Annotated in this window: 22 protein-coding genes; 11 read left to right on the top strand and 11 right to left on the bottom strand. The window is 61.9% G+C overall.

The genetic code is table 11. From position 1 onward, the window contains the following. Positions 1–94: 94 nt before the first annotated feature. The gene (locus HALTADL_RS14320; RefSeq protein WP_089670957.1) at positions 95–982 is read left to right on the top strand and encodes a DUF106 domain-containing protein; all 888 of its coding nucleotides are present in this window, start codon (positions 95–97) and stop codon (positions 980–982) included. Positions 983–1067: 85 nt separating this feature from the next. On the opposite strand, the gene purM is transcribed toward HALTADL_RS14320, so the two are convergent. The 5 genes from purM to HALTADL_RS14345 all read right to left on the bottom strand — a co-directional run bounded on the left by purM (position 1068) and on the right by HALTADL_RS14345 (position 7540). Beyond that, the gene (gene purM, locus HALTADL_RS14325; protein ID WP_089670956.1) at positions 1068–2057 is read right to left on the bottom strand and encodes a phosphoribosylformylglycinamidine cyclo-ligase; all 990 of its coding nucleotides are present in this window, start codon (positions 2055–2057) and stop codon (positions 1068–1070) included. 96 nt (positions 2058–2153) lie between these two features. Next, positions 2154–3740 carry an acetolactate synthase large subunit gene (locus tag HALTADL_RS14330; RefSeq protein ID WP_089670955.1) on the bottom strand — a complete coding sequence of 529 codons (1587 nt, stop codon included), beginning with the start codon at positions 3738–3740 and terminating at the stop codon, positions 2154–2156. Then, complete coding sequence (locus HALTADL_RS14335; protein WP_089670954.1) at positions 3740–5152, bottom strand: NAD-dependent succinate-semialdehyde dehydrogenase; 1413 nt, start codon at positions 5150–5152, stop codon at positions 3740–3742. The genes HALTADL_RS14330 and HALTADL_RS14335 overlap by 1 nt, the downstream gene beginning before the upstream one ends. Before the next feature lie 43 nt (positions 5153–5195). Continuing rightward, entirely contained in the window at positions 5196–5849 is a 654-nt protein-coding gene (locus HALTADL_RS14340; RefSeq protein ID WP_089670953.1) for a zinc metalloprotease, read from the bottom strand. Further along, positions 5846–7540, bottom strand: a complete 1695-nt coding sequence (locus HALTADL_RS14345) for a TraB/GumN family protein (RefSeq protein ID WP_089670952.1) — start codon at positions 7538–7540, stop codon at positions 5846–5848. Before HALTADL_RS14345 ends, HALTADL_RS14340 begins: the two co-directional genes overlap by 4 nt. Before the next feature lie 104 nt (positions 7541–7644). Between HALTADL_RS14345 and HALTADL_RS14350 the strand changes: the two genes are divergently transcribed. From HALTADL_RS14350 to HALTADL_RS14365, 4 genes are all read left to right on the top strand, one after another. Further along, positions 7645–8139, top strand: a complete 495-nt coding sequence (locus HALTADL_RS14350; RefSeq protein ID WP_089670951.1) for a bifunctional nuclease family protein — start codon at positions 7645–7647, stop codon at positions 8137–8139. Positions 8140–8296: 157 nt separating this feature from the next. Continuing rightward, complete coding sequence (locus HALTADL_RS14355) at positions 8297–8779, top strand: acyl-CoA thioesterase (protein ID WP_089670950.1); 483 nt, start codon at positions 8297–8299, stop codon at positions 8777–8779. Between the two features lie 69 nt (positions 8780–8848). Further along, a complete protein-coding gene (locus HALTADL_RS14360; RefSeq protein ID WP_089670949.1) occupies positions 8849–9568 on the top strand; it encodes a metal-dependent hydrolase in 720 nt (239 codons plus the stop codon). Between the two features lie 160 nt (positions 9569–9728). Beyond that, entirely contained in the window at positions 9729–10127 is a 399-nt protein-coding gene (locus HALTADL_RS14365; protein WP_089670948.1) for an OsmC family protein, read from the top strand. Positions 10128–10224: 97 nt separating this feature from the next. On the opposite strand, the gene HALTADL_RS17875 is transcribed toward HALTADL_RS14365, so the two are convergent. Continuing rightward, positions 10225–10362: a hypothetical protein gene (locus tag HALTADL_RS17875; protein WP_177171893.1), complete on the bottom strand. Its 138-nt coding sequence runs from the start codon at positions 10360–10362 to the stop codon at positions 10225–10227. Between the two features lie 112 nt (positions 10363–10474). Continuing rightward, the gene (locus HALTADL_RS14370) at positions 10475–11266 is read right to left on the bottom strand and encodes an HAD-IIA family hydrolase (protein ID WP_089670947.1); all 792 of its coding nucleotides are present in this window, start codon (positions 11264–11266) and stop codon (positions 10475–10477) included. A 126-nt stretch (positions 11267–11392) separates the two neighbouring features. On the opposite strand from HALTADL_RS14370, the gene HALTADL_RS14375 reads away from it, so the two are divergent. The 4 genes from HALTADL_RS14375 to HALTADL_RS14390 are packed head-to-tail and all read left to right on the top strand — an operon-like array spanning position 11393 to position 14205. Continuing rightward, positions 11393–12178 (top strand): GTP cyclohydrolase III, encoded by a 786-nt coding sequence (locus tag HALTADL_RS14375; RefSeq protein WP_089670946.1) that lies wholly within the window; start codon positions 11393–11395, stop codon positions 12176–12178. A 31-nt stretch (positions 12179–12209) separates the two neighbouring features. Beyond that, complete coding sequence (locus HALTADL_RS14380; protein WP_089670945.1) at positions 12210–13265, top strand: zinc-dependent alcohol dehydrogenase; 1056 nt, start codon at positions 12210–12212, stop codon at positions 13263–13265. Between the two features lie 5 nt (positions 13266–13270). Next, positions 13271–13657: a 6-pyruvoyl trahydropterin synthase family protein gene (locus HALTADL_RS14385; protein ID WP_089670944.1), complete on the top strand. Its 387-nt coding sequence runs from the start codon at positions 13271–13273 to the stop codon at positions 13655–13657. Further along, entirely contained in the window at positions 13654–14205 is a 552-nt protein-coding gene (locus HALTADL_RS14390) for a hypothetical protein (RefSeq protein WP_089670943.1), read from the top strand. Before HALTADL_RS14385 ends, HALTADL_RS14390 begins: the two co-directional genes overlap by 4 nt. Here the strand turns inward: HALTADL_RS14390 and HALTADL_RS14395 are convergent. Genes HALTADL_RS14395 through HALTADL_RS14410 form a run of 4 tightly spaced genes read right to left on the bottom strand, consistent with a single transcriptional unit; the run spans position 14202 to position 17433 of the window. Beyond that, on the bottom strand, positions 14202–15107 hold the full coding sequence (locus tag HALTADL_RS14395; RefSeq protein WP_089670942.1) for a class I SAM-dependent methyltransferase: 906 nt from the start codon (positions 15105–15107) through the stop codon (positions 14202–14204). The two genes, HALTADL_RS14390 and HALTADL_RS14395, sit on opposite strands and share 4 nt — an antisense overlap. Then, entirely contained in the window at positions 15104–16234 is a 1131-nt protein-coding gene (locus HALTADL_RS14400) for a glycosyltransferase family 4 protein (RefSeq protein ID WP_089670941.1), read from the bottom strand. Before HALTADL_RS14400 ends, HALTADL_RS14395 begins: the two co-directional genes overlap by 4 nt. Before the next feature lie 51 nt (positions 16235–16285). Further along, on the bottom strand, positions 16286–17026 hold the full coding sequence (locus tag HALTADL_RS14405; RefSeq protein ID WP_089670940.1) for a CDP-alcohol phosphatidyltransferase family protein: 741 nt from the start codon (positions 17024–17026) through the stop codon (positions 16286–16288). A gap of 35 nt (positions 17027–17061) precedes the next feature. Continuing rightward, a complete protein-coding gene (locus HALTADL_RS14410) occupies positions 17062–17433 on the bottom strand; it encodes a DUF7475 family protein (RefSeq protein ID WP_089670939.1) in 372 nt (123 codons plus the stop codon). 100 nt (positions 17434–17533) lie between these two features. On the opposite strand from HALTADL_RS14410, the gene HALTADL_RS14415 reads away from it, so the two are divergent. Next, positions 17534–18304 (top strand): hypothetical protein, encoded by a 771-nt coding sequence (locus HALTADL_RS14415; RefSeq protein WP_089670938.1) that lies wholly within the window; start codon positions 17534–17536, stop codon positions 18302–18304. Positions 18305–18361: 57 nt separating this feature from the next. Next, a complete protein-coding gene (locus tag HALTADL_RS17485) occupies positions 18362–19975 on the top strand; it encodes an SDR family NAD(P)-dependent oxidoreductase (RefSeq protein WP_089670937.1) in 1614 nt (537 codons plus the stop codon). Positions 19976–20009 lie beyond the last annotated feature (34 nt).

The raw sequence follows: 20009 nt of genomic DNA on the forward strand, positions 1-20009 counted from the left end.
GCTCGAAACAGTCACGTCGACGGTGACTGTCGCAGCGAGTGAACAGACACCGAGAGTACAACCTTCTTAACCGGTGGATACCAACCGACTGGTAATGAGTAGGATCGAACGCAAGGTCCGGTCGATGGTCAACGCCGACCACGAGATGGAGTCGGCGATCCAGACCGTCCTCGACAGCGCCACCGACAACGAGGTTCAGTGGGTCGACGTGCGTGACTCGATTACCAGCGGCCAGTGGGGTCGACTGATCGAAAAAGGGATTCTCGTCGACGGCGAGGCGGGGTTCCGGATCGAGGAGCCGGACGCAATTCGTGCGGGACTCGAAGAGAAAAGCGACGACACCGACGAGATCGAAGGCTCGACGTGGTCGAAATGGGACAAAGGTGCGGCTGGCATCACGGTCCTGATGTTCGCCGGCTACGCGTGGGCACCGGCCCGCGAGTTCGTTGGGAACGCGGTCGACGTCCTTCTCGGCCCGGTGCTCAACGTCCTGCCGTTCTACGTCGTCGTGATGATCATCGCGGTCGCAACAGGACTGTACTCGACGCTGTTGCGTGTCGCGCTGATGGACATGGACAAGATGGGCGCGTACAAAGCCCAGATGGAGGAGGTCAAGGAACGACGGAACGCGGCCAAAGAACGCGGCGACGATGAGGCGCTCGAAGAGATCCAGGAGGAACAGATGGAGATGATGGGCGACCAGCTCGGCATGTTCAAAGAGCAGTTCCGGCCGATGGTGTGGATCATGTTCCTCACGATCCCGGCGTTCCTCTGGATGTACTGGGTCGTCGGCTACCGCGGCTCGGAAGCCCAGTACGAGTTGGCGAATCTCGTGATTCCGTTTGCGGGTGACGTCACCTGGACGACCGGGATCGTCGGCCCGATCCAGGTCTGGATTGTCTGGTACTTCCTCTGCTCGATGGCCTTTACCCAGATCATCCAGAAAGGACTCAACATCAGTATGTCGCCCTCGGCGGACTGATCGCCGCACTGCTTTTGCTGTCGGATTTCTATATATTCGCGATCCAAGCGTAGCAGCGTCGACCGCTGTATACATACAACTCCAGTTAGAGATCGAGACCGCGAATCGAGACGCCGTCGCCGTCTTCAACGTGACCGATCACACGACCATCGGTCGACTCCGCGAGCGATTCGGCCTCGTCTGCGTCGGGCACTGCAGCAACAAATCCGGTTCCCATATTAAATGTCGTGTGCATCTCGGCATCGGAGACGTTACCCTCCGATTGGACGAACTCGAAGACCGGCTGTGCGTCGAAGGGAGTGTCGACAACATACTGATTGTCGCCCAGTCGACCGAGGTTCGTCCAACCGCCGCCGGTGATGTGAGCCGCACCGCGCACACCGGCCTCGCGCATCGGATCAAGCAGGTGGGTGTAGATTCGGGTCGGCTCCAGCAATGCTTCGCCAATCGTCTCGTACCCCTCGTGGGGGAACGAGTCGGTGTACGAGTAGTTCTTTGTCGCGGCAGTTCGGGCCAGTGTGAGTCCGTTCGAGTGAATGCCCGACGACTCCCAGCCCACGAGGGTATCGCCCGGTTCGGCATCCCCATCGAACAGGGCGTCTTTGGCCGCGAGTCCGGCACAGGCACCAGCGAGATCCAGTCCCTTGATTACCTCGGGCATCACGGCAGTTTCACCCCCGATGAGTTCGATATCAGACTCCTCGGCACCTGCTGAAAGGCCTTGACCCACCTGTTCGGCGAAGTTCTCGTCGGGTTCGTCAATCGCAAGATAGTCGACGAACGCAACTGGGCGAACCCCCGCCGCGACCAGATCGTTGACGTTCATCGCGATGCAGTCGATGCCAATCGTCGAGTAATCCGAGAGCGCCTCGGCGACCAGGAGTTTGGTGCCGACGCCATCGGTAGCAAGTGCGAGATAGCGGTCGCCGATGTCAAGCAAGCCGGCAAAATCTCCCTCGCTGTCGCCGGTCGCGCCGATGAGCGCGGCGGTGGCGGCCTCGCTGGCCTCGATGTCGACGCCCGACTCCGCATAGGTGAGTTCTTCCTCGTCAGCTGGTCCGTCGTCGTCAGTCATGTCTCAAGGGGGGTGGAGTGAACACAAAAACACGGTGATTCGGCCGTCGACGGTTCGGTGAGTGCCACAGCAACGAAAACAGCCAGCCATCCCAGCTTAGCCGAGTGGAACTTCGATCAGCGAGAGGCTGTCGCTTGGAACCTGTGCTTCAAGGAGCCCTGCGAGGTCGTTCCAGTCGTCGGGTCGGTAGGCGTCGACGCCGAAGCTCTCGGCAAACGCGACGAAGTCGGGGTTCGTGAGTTCAGTGCCGAACGCCTCACCGCGGTGGTCGGCCTGTTTGGCCGATATGAGTCCGTAATCGTCGTCGACGAACACAATCACGGTAAACCCACAGTCGAGCCGTGTGGCGGTCTCCAGTTCGGCGGCGTTCATCAGAAAGCCGCCGTCGCCATTGGCGACGACGACGTTGTCGTCGACTGCGAGATCGGCCGCCACGCCACCCGGCAGGGCGATTCCCATGCTCGCCAGTCCGTTGGAAATGAGACAGGTGTTGGGCTCGTAGGTCGGGAACTGCCGGGCAATAGTTAGTTTGTGACTACCAACGTCGGATATCAGTACATCGGAGTCAGCCATCGCCGACCGGAGTAGTGAGACGGTCCCTGCGACAGTAAACGGCTGGCTGTCGTGGTGCGCCACTGCATCGGCGTGGATGGTCTCGTGAGCATCCGAACACCACGTGTGTGCGGGGGTGTCAAGCGCGGCGTCGATGTGTTCGAGTCCGACACCGATGTCGGAGATGAGTTCGACAGTCGGATTGTAGTGGGCATACACCTCGGCCGGCTCGTGGTCCAGATGGAGAATCGTTTTGTCTTGGTCGGGGTTCCACTTTTCGGGGTCGTGTTCGGCGATATCGTAGCCGACTGCCAAGACGACATCGGCGTCCGACACGGCATCGGCCGCCTCACTGTTCGGTCCCGAATCGAGCGTGAACAGTGACTGCTCGCTGCGGTCCGAGACTGCGCCTTTGCCCATATAGGTCGCTACGACCGGAATGTTGGTTCGTTCGACGAGTGTTCGGAGCTGTGTGGCCGCATCGGTCCGAACCGCACCGTTGCCAGCAAGCACGAGTGGCGTTTCGGCCTCCGCAAGCCGGTCGGCGATGCGGTCGACCGAGACCGGGTCCGGATTCGGTCGACGAACTCGGTCCCGCACGGGCAGCGGCTCACCACTCACCGTCTCGCCCATGATATCTTCGGGGAGTTCGATCTGGGTCGCCCCCGGTTTCTCGTAGGTCGACAGTTTGAACGCCTTCCGAACCGATTCGGCAATGATTCGACTGTCGTCGATCTGGGTGTTCCATTTGACAACCGAATCGAAGATATCCGGGATGTCAAGCGCCTGATGGCTCTCCTGATGGAGCCGTTCGAGCCCGCCCTGACCGGTGAGTGCGACCAGCGGTGCCTTGTCGAGGTGGGCGTCAGCCACCCCGGTCAGGAGGTTCGTTGCTCCCGGACCGAGCGTTCCCAAACAGACACCCGCATCGCCAGTGAGTCGACCATGCACGTCGGCCATGAACGCCGCACCCTGTTCGTGACGCGTCGGAATGAACTCGATGTCTGACTCCCGGATCGCAAACAGAATATCCTCCAACTCCTCGCCCGGAATCCCGAAGACGTACTCGACGCCCTCGGCTTCCAGACAGTCGACCAGTAGCTCTGCACCGGTCTGGTCCGATTCACTCATTATTCGACTCCGGCGTACGAATCGTCGCTCGTGTCATCCTCGCCGAGGCCATGCTGGACCCAGATCGTCTTTGCGTTGACGAACTCCCGAATCCCGTGTCGACTGAGTTCGCGGCCGTAGCCGGAGTTTTTGACGCCGCCGAACGGCAGGCGGGGATCGGATTTGACGAGTTCGTTGACGAAACAGAGCCCGGCCTCGAACTGGCGGGCAAACACCTCGCCGCGGTCGAGGTCGCTCGTCCAGACACTTGCACCGAGGCCGAAGTCGGTGTCGTTGGCGACGTCGATAGCTTCGGTCTCATCGCTGACACGGATCACGCTCGCAACGGGGCCAAACGTTTCCTCGGTTGCGGCCGCCGAATCCCGCGGCACCTCGGTGAGGACCGTTGGCTGATAGTATGCGCCTTCGCCGTCGACCGCCTCGCCGCCCGTGAGCAGTTCGGCTCCTGCTTCGAGGGTGCGGTCGATCTGATCGTCGAGATCGTCTCGCAGATCCGGGCGCGCCATCGGGCCGATATCGGTGTCTTCGTCGGTTGGATCGCCGACGGTGAGCGCCTCGACCTCGTCGACGAAGGCCTCCACAAAATCGTCGTAGATGGCATCGTGGACGATAAATCGCTTGGCGGCGATACAGGACTGGCCCGTGTTCTGGAGTCGGGCGAACGCCCCGCGTTTGGCAGTGGCTTCGATTGGCGCGTCATCGAGCACGACGAAGGGGTCGCTCCCGCCGAGTTCCAGCACCGAGGGTTTGAGCTGCTGGCCCGCCCGCTGCCCGACTGCACGGCCAGCCCCCTCGCTACCGGTGAGGGTAACGCCAGCTACTCGGTCGTCAGAGATGATGTCGTCGACCTCCGACGAGGAGATCAGGAGCGTTTGAAAGACGCCCTCCGGCATCCCGGCGTCCTGCAAGACCTCTTCGATGGCCAGCGCACAGCCGGGCACGTTCGAGGCGTGTTTCAGGAGGCCGACGTTCCCGGCTGCGAGGTTAGGGGCAATAAATCGGAACGCTTGCCAGAAGGGGAAGTTCCACGGCATGATCGCGAGGATCGGGCCGAGTGGGTCGTAGCTGACGAGCGTGCGAGCATCCGAATCGCTCTCGATGAGTTCGTCTTGGAGCTGCTCGGCGGCTGTTTCGGCGTAATACTCACAGACCCACGCGCATTTGCGAACCTCGGCTCGGGCCTGTTCGATGGGTTTGCCCATCTCGTGGGTCATCAACTCGGCATACTCGTCGACGCGCTCCTCAAGCAGCTGGGCAGTCTTCTCTAAGAGGGTCTGTCGGTGGGCCATCGATTGGCTGCGCCAGTCGACGAACGCCGACTGGGCAGTTCCGAGAGCGGTGTCGATATCATCGGCATCATGCGTCTCGTAGCTGTCGAGCCGCTGGCCGGTCGCGGGGTTGATACTCTCCATAGGACCGAGTCGCGCTCCGGCGTCAAATGTCTCGGCACCGTCGTTAAATCCGGAAACTAAGGCCGAGCGTCAGTACCGAACCAATGGTCAACAGCACGCTCAGCAGGAACGTTCCGAGCCAGACGGGTTTGCTCCAACCGATGACGGTTTTGCCATCGAGTGGACCGAAGGGCACGAGATTGAATGCGGCCAAAAAGAGGTTGATGATGATCCCGAACCGGCCGAGCGTGCCCAGCAGGTCGACGCCAACTGTGACTCCTGCGAAATAGACAGGGACGAAGACAGCCGCTAGAATCAGGTTCGTCACCGGGCCGGCGATGGCGATGTGGCCGTGCTGTTTTTCAGTGAGATATCCCTGATGGTGGACCGCACCCGGCGCGGCGAAAATGAAGCCAAGCAGCGCGCTCATGATCGCCAAAAACAGCATACTGTAGTCGGCCCGAAACTCCGCGATCTGGTCGTATCTAACCGCGACGACCTTGTGGGCGACCTCGTGGAGCAGGAAGGCAACTCCAGCGGTTAGCAGGCTCACGACAAGCAGAATAACCAGTGGAAGTCCGACCAATGCTGCGGTCTGTGGGCCGCCGCCAGCGAAGAAGATGGCAAACGCGACACCCAAAGCGAGCCACGCGACAAGCAAGTCACGGACCTCAGTTGGGCTGAACTCGTAGCCAGCAATCCGGTAGCCGAGGCTCATCTGAGTGTGCTCCAGATGAGTTCGGCGCTGTTTCGCGCCCCGTCGAGCATCAGCCGTGAGATCCCCTCGACGCCACCCAACTCGGTCCCGAACTGCGGGAGGATGTAGCTCACAAAGAGGATGCTGGCGATAATCGAGCCAACGTTGGTCAGCGCGACGACCATGATGAGTTTGAACATCGGGACTTCGAACATCTCCGAGACGATTTCACCGATTGGTTTCGACTCGTCCGACAGCAGGCTGTTGAGTGTCGAAATGTCGCCGATGTTCACCGAGAGATGCCGGAGTTCGACGTAGCCGGTGAACCACCCCGGCGCGAGGGCGGGATTGATCGAGGTCATCCACGCCACTGCGCCGCCGACGCCAGCCGACGACCAGCGTGCGCCAGCCAGCTTTGCGAACCCGGCTGCGAAGATCCCATTAATGAGGAACCACGCGCCGAACAGCCGGAGCAGGAAGCCGTCCTGAACGCCTGCCATCGCCAGCAGGATGAAGAAGGCGACAAAGCCGACCGAGAGGGCGATTCCGATCAGCTTGCCCCACGGCAGTCGACTGCCTTTCTCTTCGCCAACGAGCGAATCCATCGGCGGCAGCGTCGAGGGGTTGGCGAGATAGTCCTCGATTCCCTCGCGGTGGCCAGCGCCGACGACCGCCAGCACGTCGTAGCCAGCCTGTCGGAGGCCGACCAATTTGTGAGCAATATAGGCGTCCCGTTCGTCGATGAGTGCCTCCGCGCCGCCGGGGCTGAACTGCCGGAACTCCTCCATCATCACGGTGACGACGTCGGCGTCGGTCAGATCTTCGATATCCATTTCGTCCATGCCGCCCGCTTCGGGTTGGGTCGACCCTCGCAGCCCGATAATCGCGGCTGCGACGAGACCGAATAGCAGCCCGCCAACGAGACCGAGCGCGAGACTGCCGACGATGGTGATCGTAAACCCACCCAGATAGGTGCCGAACAGGCCATCAGCGAAGCCGAAGGCTGCCGCAACGAGTCCAATCGCGCCACCGCTGCCGAGGGCGGCCGCGAACCGCTGGTCGCCGCCGAGGGTGAGGCCAGCGATCTGGTCGACGACGAGCGTCGTTCCCAGCCCAAGAATCGCGGCACTGGCCGCTCGGAGATAGATCGCGTCGGTGATGCCGAGCGTACCGCCGAACAGTGCGAGTACAGGGCCGGCCAGCAGGCCGACGATCAGCCCAACCATAATACCGACAACGCGGCTATCAGTGACGCCGAAGGCGAGGCCGCCGACCATCCGCAGCTTTTCGGTGATCGTCATCCGCGCCCAGAACCGCTGGATTGTTTCTTGGATGTCGCGGTCGACCAGCGCAACGTCGATTCCGTGCTCCTCGGCGGTGTCGATGGCGGCCATCATATCTGCGCCCGGCTTCACGTCGAACTGGTCGCCGAGTCGGGTCTGGACGTACGACAGCATCCAGTAGGCGAGAAACTGGAAGACGGTGTTGCCTTTGAGGAGGTCGCTGGCGTCGAGATCCTCCGGCTCTTCGCCTTGGAGCTGTCTGTACCGTCCTTCGTCGAGTTCGACCGCCACGATGTCGGGGCGATCCTCGGCGATCCGTGTTTCGACCTCTTGGACGCTGGCCTCCGAGACGTGGGCGGTCCCGACAACACTCACTCGCCCCTCGCCGGACGCGCCGGGCGGTGGTGATCGGTCCGCAGGTTCGCTCATTGGCCGGATTACTTCGTCTTCGGCTTTACCTTTGGCGGTGTTGGTGTTTCACGGATCGGTGGGTGCGGGAACAGTTATTCATAGCCGTCTCCCCAAGGGACTGTATGGCACACTCCGCGGAGGTTACTGGGATCGGCATGGGCGTCGGACCCGATGGCGCGAACGTCCCGGCAGTCATTCTCTCGGCCCGCGAGGAGTATCTCCCTATCTTCGTGACCGCAGACCAAGCCCAATCGATCCGCTTGGCGCTCTCCGGCGAACCGTTCGAACGACCACTGACTCACGATCTGCTCGTCGACATGGTCACCGAGTTCGGTGGTGCAATCGACTCCGTTCGAATCGACGATTTAGCCGACGGTACCTTCTACGGCAAAATCGACGCCGAACGCTACGACGACGGCGAACCCGAACGGTTCGTCTTCGACGCCCGACCGAGCGACGCCATCGCGCTGGCGGTCCGCGTCGAGTGTCCGATCACCGTCTCCGACGAGATCATGGATGCCGCGGGCCGCTCGCCCGACGAGGTCGACATCGGCGAGATCGAGGGCGACCGACCGGTCAGTTCTGACGACCCCTTTTCCGAAGAGTACGACGAGTAGGCAGTCCCTACTCGCTTACACAGCCCGTTGTCGACCGAGATTGCTACACGTCAGTACCAGTAGCATTGTGTACCAGTAGTCACCACCTACTGTCAGATAGTGGCAAGAAGACGACAGTAACCGACGGCTTTCTCCCATCGGCGGCCACAGGGAGGGTATGGACGAAACAGCGACCCTCATCGACTCGTATACCGAGATGACCGAACTTCTGTTGCCGAACGATACCAACACGCTCGGTCGGGCCCTCGGTGGGGCCGTGTTACACTGGATGGATATCTGTGGGGCGATTGCCGCCATGCGGTTTTCCAACCGGGAGTGTGTGACTGCCTCAATGGATCACGTCGACTTCATCAGCCCCATCGATATCGGCGAGGTGGTCGTCGTTGAGGGGTACGTGTTCAGCGTGGGCCAGAGTAGCATCGAGGTCAAAGTCGACGTCCGGGCCGAAAACCCCGTCGAGGGCGACCAGCGACCGACAACCAGTTCCTACTTCACGTTCGTTGCGCTCGATGACGACGGCGTCCCGACCGAGGTGCCGTCGCTTGACTGTCCGAGCGAGGCCGAACAGGCGCTTCGAGACGAGGCAATCGATGGGCGGAGACAGCAGTTGGAGGAGCTTGTCGACCGACTGGAATCGTAACCGGCCGACTAGGGTCGTAGGGGGGGTGTTTACTTTTATGTGTGTTCTGGCCCAAAGGTCAACCGTACGATGACCTTCGAACTTACGTGGCACGGCCACTCCACATGGCACGTCGCTGTCGACGACACGACATTTCTTATCGACCCGTTTTTCGACAACCCACACACCGATCTGGATCCGAGCGATGTCGAGACGCCCGACTACCTGCTTTTGACCCACGGTCACGCCGACCACATCGCTCACGCCGACGAGTTCACCGACGCGACACTGGTCGCCACACCGGAAATCGTGAGCTACGCAAGCGCCGAACTCGGCTTCGAGGACGCCATCGGGATGAACCTCGGCGGCACCGTCGACTGTGACGACGCCTTCGTTTCGATGGTCCGCGCGGACCACACCAACGGGATCAACACCGGACACGAGTACGAAGGCGGGATGCCGGCTGGCTTTGTCATCGGCGACACCAAGCCGACACAGGTCGAAGACGCGGAGTCGACCACCTTCTACCACGCGGGCGACACCAGCCTGATGAGCGAGATGAAAGACGTGATCGGTCCGTATCTCGAACCCGACGCCGCCGCAGTGCCGATTGGTGACCATTTCACGATGGGTCCGTGGCAGGCCGCCATCGCCGTCGACTGGCTCGACGTCGACCACGCCTTCCCGATGCATTACGGCACGTTCCCGCCAATCGATGTCGACCCCGACGACTGGGTGCGTGAGGTGGAGTCGACCGGCACGCCAGCCGAGCCGCACGTGCTTGCGGCCGACGAACCGTTCGACCTGTAGCGACGAGGCTGGGTGCTGGCAGGGCTGACTCCAACACCCCGAAAACGATGCCAGTTTGTCAGAGATTGTGTTAATTGTTAATAAAAATAATAAAATATCGGATCGATCCTGCCGTCATTGAACAAGCTTTAGGGTACTTGCTGGAGTTGTCTAACCTGCAATGACCGATATCGAAACGACGACAGTCAGCGAAGAGGGCTACGCAACCACGAGTCAGGTCGGCGACTTCGAACTCTCCATCGACGCCACCGACGAGACGGGTCCCAACCCCAACGCCGTGCTCGTCGCGGACTACGCCTCCTGTTTCCTCCCCGCGTTCCGCGTCGGCGGCAGCAAGGAAGGACACGACGACCTCGGCACGCTCCAGATCGACGCCGAGGCCGACATCGACGACAACGACGATCTGTCGGCGATCCGGTTTGCCATCCACGTCGAGGCCGACCTCTCCGACGAGGAACTCGACGCCATTGTCGACCGAGCCGAGGGCATCTGTCACGTCCACGCCGCGCTCAAAGAGGAACTCCACGCCGAGATCAGCGTTCACGGCAACGCGTTCTAAGGGTCGACGCAGTTCTTTTCCGACACAGTTCACTCCCCCAGTCGAGCGACACTGTTGGCACTCGACAGGGACTGATTATTTAAAAAGAGAACACCGATCACTGCCGAGTGCGGTAGTAGCTCCGGTACGTCATCGCCTGCCCATCGATAATGACGACATCACGACCTTCCGGGTCGGGGCTGGCTTCTCGTGGCGGTTCGTCGCCGAAGACGTACGGTGAGTCTCTCGGTTCCATACAGTCCCGTTACCCGCAGTGAATATAAGTCTTTGTCAGACATTACCACACATGGTGTGAACCATCCTCGTTCTCCGCGAGCATTTAAATAGACACCGTCTAACGAACTCGTTCAGTCGACGCGTCCGTCGAGCACAGCCTCCATCCCGGCCAGCGAGTCGAGAACGTAGTCCGGATTGATCGGCGACTCGGCGAGCGTTTGGTCGTCAGTGACGCCGGTGCGGACCAACACGGTGGTCATTCCGGCCTCGCTGCCGAGTTTGATGTCGGTGTCGAGGCGGTCACCGACCACGAGACAGTCCTCGGCCGGGAGATCGAGGTAGTCCAGAACGGTCTGGCGGGCGAACTCGGAGGGTTTGCCGCAGACGACGTCGACTTCCTTCCCGGTGACACCTTCGACGGCGTGGAGCATCGCGCCGGTGCCGGGAATGTTCGGGCCGTTTTGCGGAATTACCATGTCGGGATCAGTGCCGATGAACGGGATCGGCTCGTCGAGGGCGACAATAGCATCACACAGCGAGTCGTAGTCGAACTCCCGGTCCATCGAGACCACGACCGCATCGGCGGCCGCGGGGTCTTCGGTAAGAGTGAGATCCGCCGCCAGCAGCTGTCTGTCGACGCCGGGATCGGCGATCACGAACAGCCGGTCGGCGCTGTGTTCGGCCGCGAGATACTCAGTGGTGATCGTTCCCGCGGTGAACACCTCCTCGGCGTCGACATCGAACCCCGCCTTTGCGAACCGCGCCTCGTAGGCCGAGGGGAGCTTGGTGGGGTTGTTCGACAGAAAGACACGTTTGAGACCGGCCGCTTCGACGGCAGCCAATCCCTCGCTGGCTCCCGGTATGGGGTCGTTTCCTCGGACGACAGTCCCGTCGACATCCAGAACAATCCCGCGGTATGACATACGTCGACGTTGTGGGTAGCGAAAGTCAATCCCATGGTTTCGTCGGTATGGAGTCGGATGTCAGTGGTGAGATGATTCACGAGAACGGAAAGACACAATGTGGAGGCCACCAAACAGTGAGTTACTGTGACGACTACTCAGTTGACGCTCATTCAGATCGACAACTACGGGCCGTGGACGGTGACCCCCGAGCCGCGACGCGAGATGGACCTCCAGACGCTCCAATCGCGGCTGTTTGCGGATATCGCCCAGTTTATCGGGAGTCGCGGTGGCTACGTTTTCTATACCCGATTCGATAACATGATCGCGGTCACAAACGGGATCGACCGCGCGGCCCACGCCACCTTACAGGAGAGCGTCGGCAACCGCTATCCGGTAACGATCAGCCTCGGCGTCGACGTCGCCGAGACGCCGGCGGCGGCTCTCGACGGCGCAACTGAGCGACTCCAAGATGCCGGGAGTGCCCAGGACAAAAGCCGGACGGAAGTGCTGGCCGGCACGTTTCTCGATCCGGCCACAACCGGCTCCGAACCGGTGCATATCGCCCATTTCGATGTCAACGATGCGACGGGCAAATACACCGACCAACTCAACGAGTTCGACTCGTTCATTCACATCGAGCGGAGCTACGCCTCGCTGATGGAGTATATGCGGACCGCCCACGGCGGGCTGTCGTTTTTCGTCGGCGGCGACAACATCATCGCGGTCTGTCCGGAGCTGTCGACCGACGCCTATCAGGACGCCCTCGACCACGTCGAGAGCGATGTGGGCGTCGACCTGAAAGTCGGCATCGGGCGGGGACAAACCGCCCACGAGGCCGGGATCGCCGCCAAACACGCCCTCGAAGACTGCCGCTACGAGGGAACGACCGTCGAGTTCGCACAGCCATCCGTCCCTGCCAGCGACGACTGACGGGACCCGAATTCCACCTCAATCTCTCCACATGACTCGTCGATCACTCTACTTCGTCGCGCCCGGCGACGTCGACATCCGCGAAGAGCCGATTCCCCAACCCGCCGCTGACCAACTCCGCGTTCGGACACAGCTCTCGGCGATCAGTCCGGGTACCGAACTGCTGGTCTACAACGGCAACGTGCCCGAGGATCTGGCCGCCGACATGAATCTCGACTCGCTTTCGGGCTCGCTCTCGTATCCACTTCAGTACGGCTATGCCGCGGTCGGCGTGGTCGAGGCAGTCGGCGAGAACGTCGACCCCGACTGGGAGGGCCGCCGCGTGTTTGCGTTCCACCCCCACGAGAGCCACTTCTGTGCGACCGTCGACGAACTCTACCCCGTTCCGGACGGCATCTCCTCGGCGGAGGCGACCCTCCTGCCGACCGTCGAGACGGCGATCACGCTGGTCCACGACGGCGAACCGAAGCTCGGCGAGCGGGCAGTCGTCTTCGGCCAAGGATTGGTCGGACTCGTCACGACGGCGTTGCTGGGGGAGTTCCCGCTTTCGGATCTCGTGACCGTCGACTACAGTGCCGACCGCCGGGAGTGGTCCCGACGACTAGGGGCGACCGCGAGCGTTCGCCCCGATGAACTCGGCGAGGTGCTACGGCTTCCCGGCGACGAGGAGGCGTCGACCGAGTCAGTCACAACAGCCCAGCCGCCGGGCACTGATCTCACCTACGAACTGTCTGGGAACCCAGAGGCGCTGGATACGGCGGTTTCAGTCACCGGTTACGATGGGCGGATCATTATCGGCTCGTGGTACGGAACGAAAACGACCGAACTCGATCTCGGCGGCCGGTTCCATCGGAGTAGGATCTCCCTAACCAGCAGTCAAGTCAGCACCATCAACCCCCCACTGCGTGGCCGCTGGGATCGCGGTCGACGGATGGCGTTGGCATGGGAGAGGCTTGCCGATCTCGACCTCGGCGAACTGCTCACCGACCGCTACCGAATCGACGACGCCGACGCAGCCTATGAGACGCTTGCGGGGGGTGCCGACGAGATGCTGGGGACACTCTTTAGCTACGAGGGGCCGTTGTAGCCAGCATGTACACGGTGTCGGTTCGTCGACCGTTTATCGCCCAGCATTTTCTGACCGTGCCGAATCCCGGTCCCGAAGGCGAGTTGCACTCCCATCAGTTCACTGCCGTCGTGGAGTTCGAGGGCAAGACGCTCACCGAGTATGGCTATCTGGTCGACATCGACGCGATCAACGCCGCCATGGACGACGTCATCGCCCAGTATGCGGAGACGACACTCAACGACCAGCCAGCCTTCGAGGGACTGAATCCGAGTGTCGAACACTTTTCACGGATTTTCTGTGAAGGGATCGTCGAGACTGCGACCCCAACAAACCCAGATCGCATACGAGTCCGGCTCTGGGAGGACGACGAGGCGTCCGCCAGCTATGAACAGCCGCTGTCCAGTTCATGAAGGGTCGACAGCGGGCAGCGCTCTCTGTGTGCCTCCTCGTTGGCCTCTGGACTGTCATCTCGTGGATCGGCGTCTACCGGCTCCGATTGGTGGTCAGCAAACTGCTGGCGTCAGTACCGGACCGACTCATGCCACGCCATTTCAGCGTCCTCCCGCCGCCCGGGCCTGAGTACGTCGGCGTTTGGGACGTCGACCCAGCCGACGCACGCAACAAACTCCGCTCGGAGTTCGGCTTTCGGCGGTTACTCCGCGCCTACTTTCACTGCTACAGCCGTGACGGACAGCCCGTCCACGAAGTCGGTAGCTACGTCTACCGTGAGGAGTTCACCAGCGACAAACAGCTTCATGTGCGGTTGTTTCCGACCTCGGATGGGCGGACTGAACTCTGGTGTCACTGGGAAGTAAACCCAAATGTTTCGCCGATTGCCCACCTCAGACGAACCGGCTACGATCCACGCGAAGGCGAGCGTCGACTCCGAATACTGCTGGCCGACGAACCGCTCTCGACGCCCGATGAGAGTGACTGTCCACTGGTAGCCGACGCCTAATCCGCTTGTAATTGGGCGAGGACGTCGAGATGATGCGCGACCAACGTCAGGTCGCCGCGTTGGAGTTGCTCGGTTCGTGTCTCGATCCACTCAGTTCGCGTCCTCGGCGAAAGCACCTCCGGCGGATAGTCTGTCAAGGCGTTGTCGATTGTCGCAAGTAGATGTCGGAGGACGGTCGACTCGGCGGCCGGATACGCACCGTCGACGGGGCGGATCACCCAGTCGGAGCCACCAGCGTCGAGAACCCGATACCCAGCTGCCGGCAGTGCAGTTACCAGCTGTTGGCCCGCCCGACTGCTTCCGGGTTGCTCCCGAACTTCATCCATATGCCGGTGATACAGTCGTTCGATTTTCCCATCGAAGGGGTCAACCGGGGTAAACGAGGTCCGACCATTGAACGTAATTGGTGCGTAGAGTAGCCCACCGTCGTTGAGAACCCCTTTTAAATCCTGAAGCGTGGGGTCGAGGTCGACGAGGTCGAGCACGGCCGATGCGATGACCGCGTCAGCCTCGTCGGTGATCGAAAACCCGTCGTCGACCTCGAAGCTGAGTTCGAGCCGCTGGTCGGTCCCGCCTTCCTGCCGGGAGGCGATAAGCCCATCCGTGGTCCGGTCGACCGCATAGCCAGCCGCGATCAGTTGCTCGGGGAGCTGTTGGCGGGCGGTGTCGATAGTATCGGCATCGATGTCGACCGCGCGGTAGGAGACCGTCGGCGGGAGGGCGTTCCACTCGGCGAGTCGAGCGATCATCGAACCGGTTCCTGCGCCGATTTCGACAATGCGGACGAGATCGCTCCCCGAGCAGGCCCCGAGTTCGGAGACGAACCGCTCGAACACCGCGCTGTTCAGTGCCCGGTCCTCGACAGTCCGTTTCGCGGTGAGGAACTCCGCGAAGGAGGTCACGATTTCCCACCTCGGTGGGATTTTGTCCCATGGATCCCGGTTGACGCGCGGGCCGTCGACACGCGTTTCAACAGCGCCCTGACTTCGCCCAGCGTCTCATCCCAACCCGGATGGGCTGCGGCGGTGTCGAGAGCCGCCACACCGAGATCCGTGAGTCGATCTCTGTCCGCTGCAAGGTCGGCAAGCAGAGCGGCGATCCGCTCTGTATCGCCGGGGTCGACGAGGAACCCGTTGTCGCCATCCGCGATGAACTCTCCAGCCCCGCCGTTGGAGCTCCCAATCGGGACGACGCCGTACTCCATGGCTTCGAGATACACCATCCCGAAGCCCTCGTACCGCGAGGGCACACAGAGCACGTGGCTGGCTTCGAGGATCGCCGTCAGCGCCGACTCCGGAACCTCACCCGTAAACTCGACGCTGTCAGCGATACCCAGCTCCGTGGCTTTGTCGACGGCCCGGCTGGCGGAGGCTGGATTCGCCTCGTGGCTCCCGACGACCGTCAACTGCCAGTCGGTCATCCCGTGGCGGTTCACCGCGCGGTCGACGGCCGACAGGAGCGTGATGAGGCCCTTCCGAGGGACGAGATTCCCGACGAAGGTGATCCGAAGCGGTCCCTCGGCGGCCCGCTGGCGGACCTGCTGGTCGCCGAGTGCGCGTCCCGCCACTCGTCCGGCGGGTGGAGCAACTACACTCTCATCGAAAGTGGCACCAAGGGCAGTGGCCCGGCGACGGGTGAACTGGCTCGTACAGACAGCTCCGTCGACCGAGTCAAGATACCGGCGTTCGATCTGCCGGCGAACGCCGGCGAGTCGACCGCGCATGTCGTCCGACTGAACGTGATGAACGAGTGCGACGACCGACTCCGGCCGCGTGAGTCGGTGGTTCTGCCGCCACAGCGAGGGATGACAGAGTTCGTCCTGCACCAACACGTCGACTGGCCGGTCGAGTCGCGAGTCGACTGCCGGTCTGAGCCCGTCGATCACGCCTCGCCAGTAGTTCCGCCACGGGAGCGAAATCACCTCGACAGTGTCTCCCTGCGCTCGAAGGAAGTCGACGAGCTGACGGTCGTACCGGAAGCCGCCAGAGGTCTCATCAAGCCCGCCGTAGACGACAACTCCGACACGCATGCTATGTGGTCGTGTTAGCGAGTAACTACTTAAGTAATCCCACGGGGCGACTCAGCGTCGACCCGACACCGCGAGCCAATCGCGACTGAAGTTGAGCACGAACGGGACGAACACAGCCAACGCGACCAGTCGGGAGGCGGTCGCTCCCGGCACTGGGAGCAGTGCTAGCCAGATCGCGCCCATCGCTAACCCACCGAGGAGTCGTCGGAGTTGACTCGGCGGAAGCGGTTCAACGGGAAGGCCGCGCCGTTTTCGGAGCCAGATCCCGGCTACGAACAGGTAGCGAGCGACGCCAACGAGCAAAAATACTGCGGGGACGAGATCGGCGGTGACAACGAAAACCGTCCCGAACAGCACCGTGAGTCCGTCCATTTCGGTATCGAGTCGACCACCGAGTTCGGAGACCGCATCCATCCGGCGGGCGATCCGCCCGTCGATCGCATCAAGCCCTGCGGCGAGGGCGAAAAGCGCCGCCGGAAACCACACAAACCGACCGGATGGGAGACCAACGGGGAGAAATCCAGCGAACACCGCGAGTGCAGCGCCTCGACTGAGTGTGACGGTGGTCGCAAGCGTGACCGGCTGGTCGGGGGCCCGACTGATCGGTCGACCGATCACGACCGAGACGGCCAGTAACCCACCACCAACACCAACTAAGAACCGTGGCGCTGGTGCGGTCTCCCAGCCAGCGATCAACAGCCCCACCGCAGTTGCCACGAGTAGGCCGATCCATAGCGTCGTCGCCGACCATCGCTGCCACCCTCCCCACCGGTCGGCTGTCTGTTTACCCATCGTATCGCACTGGCACGTAGATCACGCCTGACATGCTACCAGTCCCACCGATACAGTGTGATGAGGATACCGATCAGTGCCAGTTGTGCGAGTTTGTCGACAACGACTATCAGGCCGATGTCAGCGATGCCCGTCGGTCGGTTGAGGGCGTACCAGGCGACGATTTGAATCCCAGTGAACGGAATGCCAATGACGTACAGCAGTCGTCGACGGTAGTTGCTGAGCAAGAGGACGATAGCACCGACAAAGCCGCCAGCAGCCAAGAGGAACATGATACCACCGGGTTCTGGAAAGAACGTTGCACCGATAACGAGATGAATGGCCGCCGTTGTGAGTGCGAGAAAGATACCGATCCAGTGGAGTGTCGTCAGCGAATCAAGTTCAATCCGCCTCTCGATACTGCTCATATGTCGTTATTCGTATACTGCTCTCAAACAATTTGTGTTACCGGACTCGCCTCCGACCAGCGTTCGGAACCGATTTGACGCCAACGGACAGAGGGAACGTATGGATGGAGACCGGCGTCGGCTTCTGTTCGGTCTGGTAGTCGGTTCACTATTGATCGTCAGTGGCGTCGTTCCACAGCCCGTCTTTGGCTCTCCCTACCAGACGAGTGAGCCAGCGCCCTACCTGCATCAGGCCGTGGCTGAAGACGACAGCCAGTTCCAGAGCCTCGTCGACCTCTATGAGTTCGATCCCGATGACGCGACAGCGGTCGACTCGCTCTCACCGACCGGCCAACTCGCCGTCGAGCGGACGATTGCCAGCGAGCCAAGCCGTGATGGCTGGCTCCGGTACGAACTCCCGATCTGCAAAGACAGTATGCTCGTCTGTGATTCGGTCCGGGAGCCGCCAACCGACTTCCAGTACGGCGAGGGGACGCCTGCAGCGGTGTTTACGATCATCGAAGCGGACGGCGACCGGTATCTGTTCCAGACGGGTGTCCAGAGCGGGACCGGTCTGAGCGACGGACTCGGTGACCAGCCGACGTCGACGTATCTCTGGCTGTTGGGCCTGCTCCCGTTCGGTGTCGTCGTGATCGTCTCGAACGTGATCAGCGAAAAAACGGGTCGCCGTCGACTGCCCACGCTGTTAACGACCGTCGGGGGTGGACTGCTCGTCGTCGGGATCGCGGTGCCGTATCTGACCGTCGCTGGCGTGCTGTCGTACGCCGCAGTTGCGACCCAACTGCTGGTCGGTGTGGTCGGGCTGACGCTGTTGGCTGTCGGTGGGCTCGTCGCCCAGACCGTCCAGTACGCCGGATCGACCGGGAACTGATTGCCGGCCGACAGGGTTCAAACACTTATATAGGCGGTGTCTAACAGTCAGTAGACAATGACTACTTCCAGCGGTCGACCCGTCGTACTGGTCACCGGTGCCGCATCCGGGATCGGTTCTGCGACCGCCGAAGCGTTCGCCAATCAGGGGTGGACGGTATATGCGACCGATATCGAGTCGACGTTCCCGCCGGCGGTCGAGACCGCCTGTCGGTGTCTCGAACTCGACGTGACCGACCGCGAGCAGTGTCAGGCGGTTGTCGACCACGTGCTCGACGAGACAGGACGGATCGATGTGCTGGTCAACAACGCGGGGTTCGCCGTTCCGGGACCGGTCGAAGACGTACCCGTCGAGGCTTCACGACAGCAGTTCGATGTCATGGTCCACGGTACTCATAGCATGACACAGGCCGTGTTACCGGCGATGCGGGACCGCGGCACGGGGCGGATCGTGATGCTTTCGAGTGTGTTGGGAGTCGCCCCAACCACTGGACTCGGAACGTACGGGGCTGCCAAGGCAGCGGTCGAATCGCTGTCTGACTCGCTTCGGATGGAGTTGGCTGGGACCGGCATCTCGGTGACGCTGGTCGAGCCAGCGTGGGTCGACACCGAGTTTTCGGGCACGGCAAGCGAGCGACTCCCAACGACGGAGCGAACGCCAGCCTACAGCGAGATCTACGAAGCGATTACTGACGGGTGGGTCGTCGACGGCGGGCCGCTGGCTGTGAGTCCCGAAACGGTGGCGTCGACCGTCATTGAGGCTGCAACCGGCGATCCACCGTCGGATCGGTATCCGGTTGGCCGTCTCGGTCGATTGATTGCGGCGAGTCGACGTCCCCTTCTCCCGACGTCTCTCCTCGACAGGACAACACGGCAGTTCAATCGAACGTCGGTCACGGCACGCAAACTGTGGGCATTCGTGTCCGGAAGCGGTGATTCGGGAGACGCCTCGACAGTTCGGCTTTCGACGGGCCACGAGGTGTCGGTCCCGCTGTCGACCGAGGCCTCGATCTCGGGGGCCGTGCTCTCGGCGTCGGCTCAGGGTGTCGACTCACTGCTTCCCGACTCGTTGGAACCAGTTCGAATCACGCCCAACCGGTCGGCGATCACCCTGCTGTCGGTCGACTACAGCCGAATTGGGGCTGGCGAGATCGACCCCTACAACGAGGTGGCGATCATGATTCCGGCAGTCCCCGAGACCGCTTCGTCGAGGATTCCGCTCCTGTCGGCACTGTCGGGCGACATTGGGGGGTATGTCTGGCAACTACCGGTGACGACCGAGCCAGCCTGCGCGCTCGGCCGGGAGATCTGGGGGTATCCGAAATCCATCGCCGAAATCGATATTTCGACTGACGACCGGGTAACGCAGACACGGCTGACTGTCGACGGGCAGCGCGTGCTCTCGCTGGCGGTCGAGCGGCTGCCGACCCGGTCGCGGGAGCTGTCGCTGTCGTCCTACACGCTGTTGGACGATACGCTCTGCAAGGTGGAACACACGCTGGCGGGGAGGCTTGGAGGTCGACCACTGAGCAGTCGTGTCGACTGGGCGTTCGGTGACCATCCATGGGGGCACACGCTTGCAGCGCTGGAGATCGGCCCGCGGCCACTGGCACGGTTCGGCGGTAACTGTGAGTTCACAATTGGCATACCGCAGCGACTCGACATGAGCTGACCGAGGGACCGTCATCTTTAGGTCGCCGCTGGAA

It is taken from the genome of Halohasta litchfieldiae, assembly GCF_002788215.1.
Classification (GTDB): domain Archaea; phylum Halobacteriota; class Halobacteria; order Halobacteriales; family Haloferacaceae; genus Halohasta; species Halohasta litchfieldiae.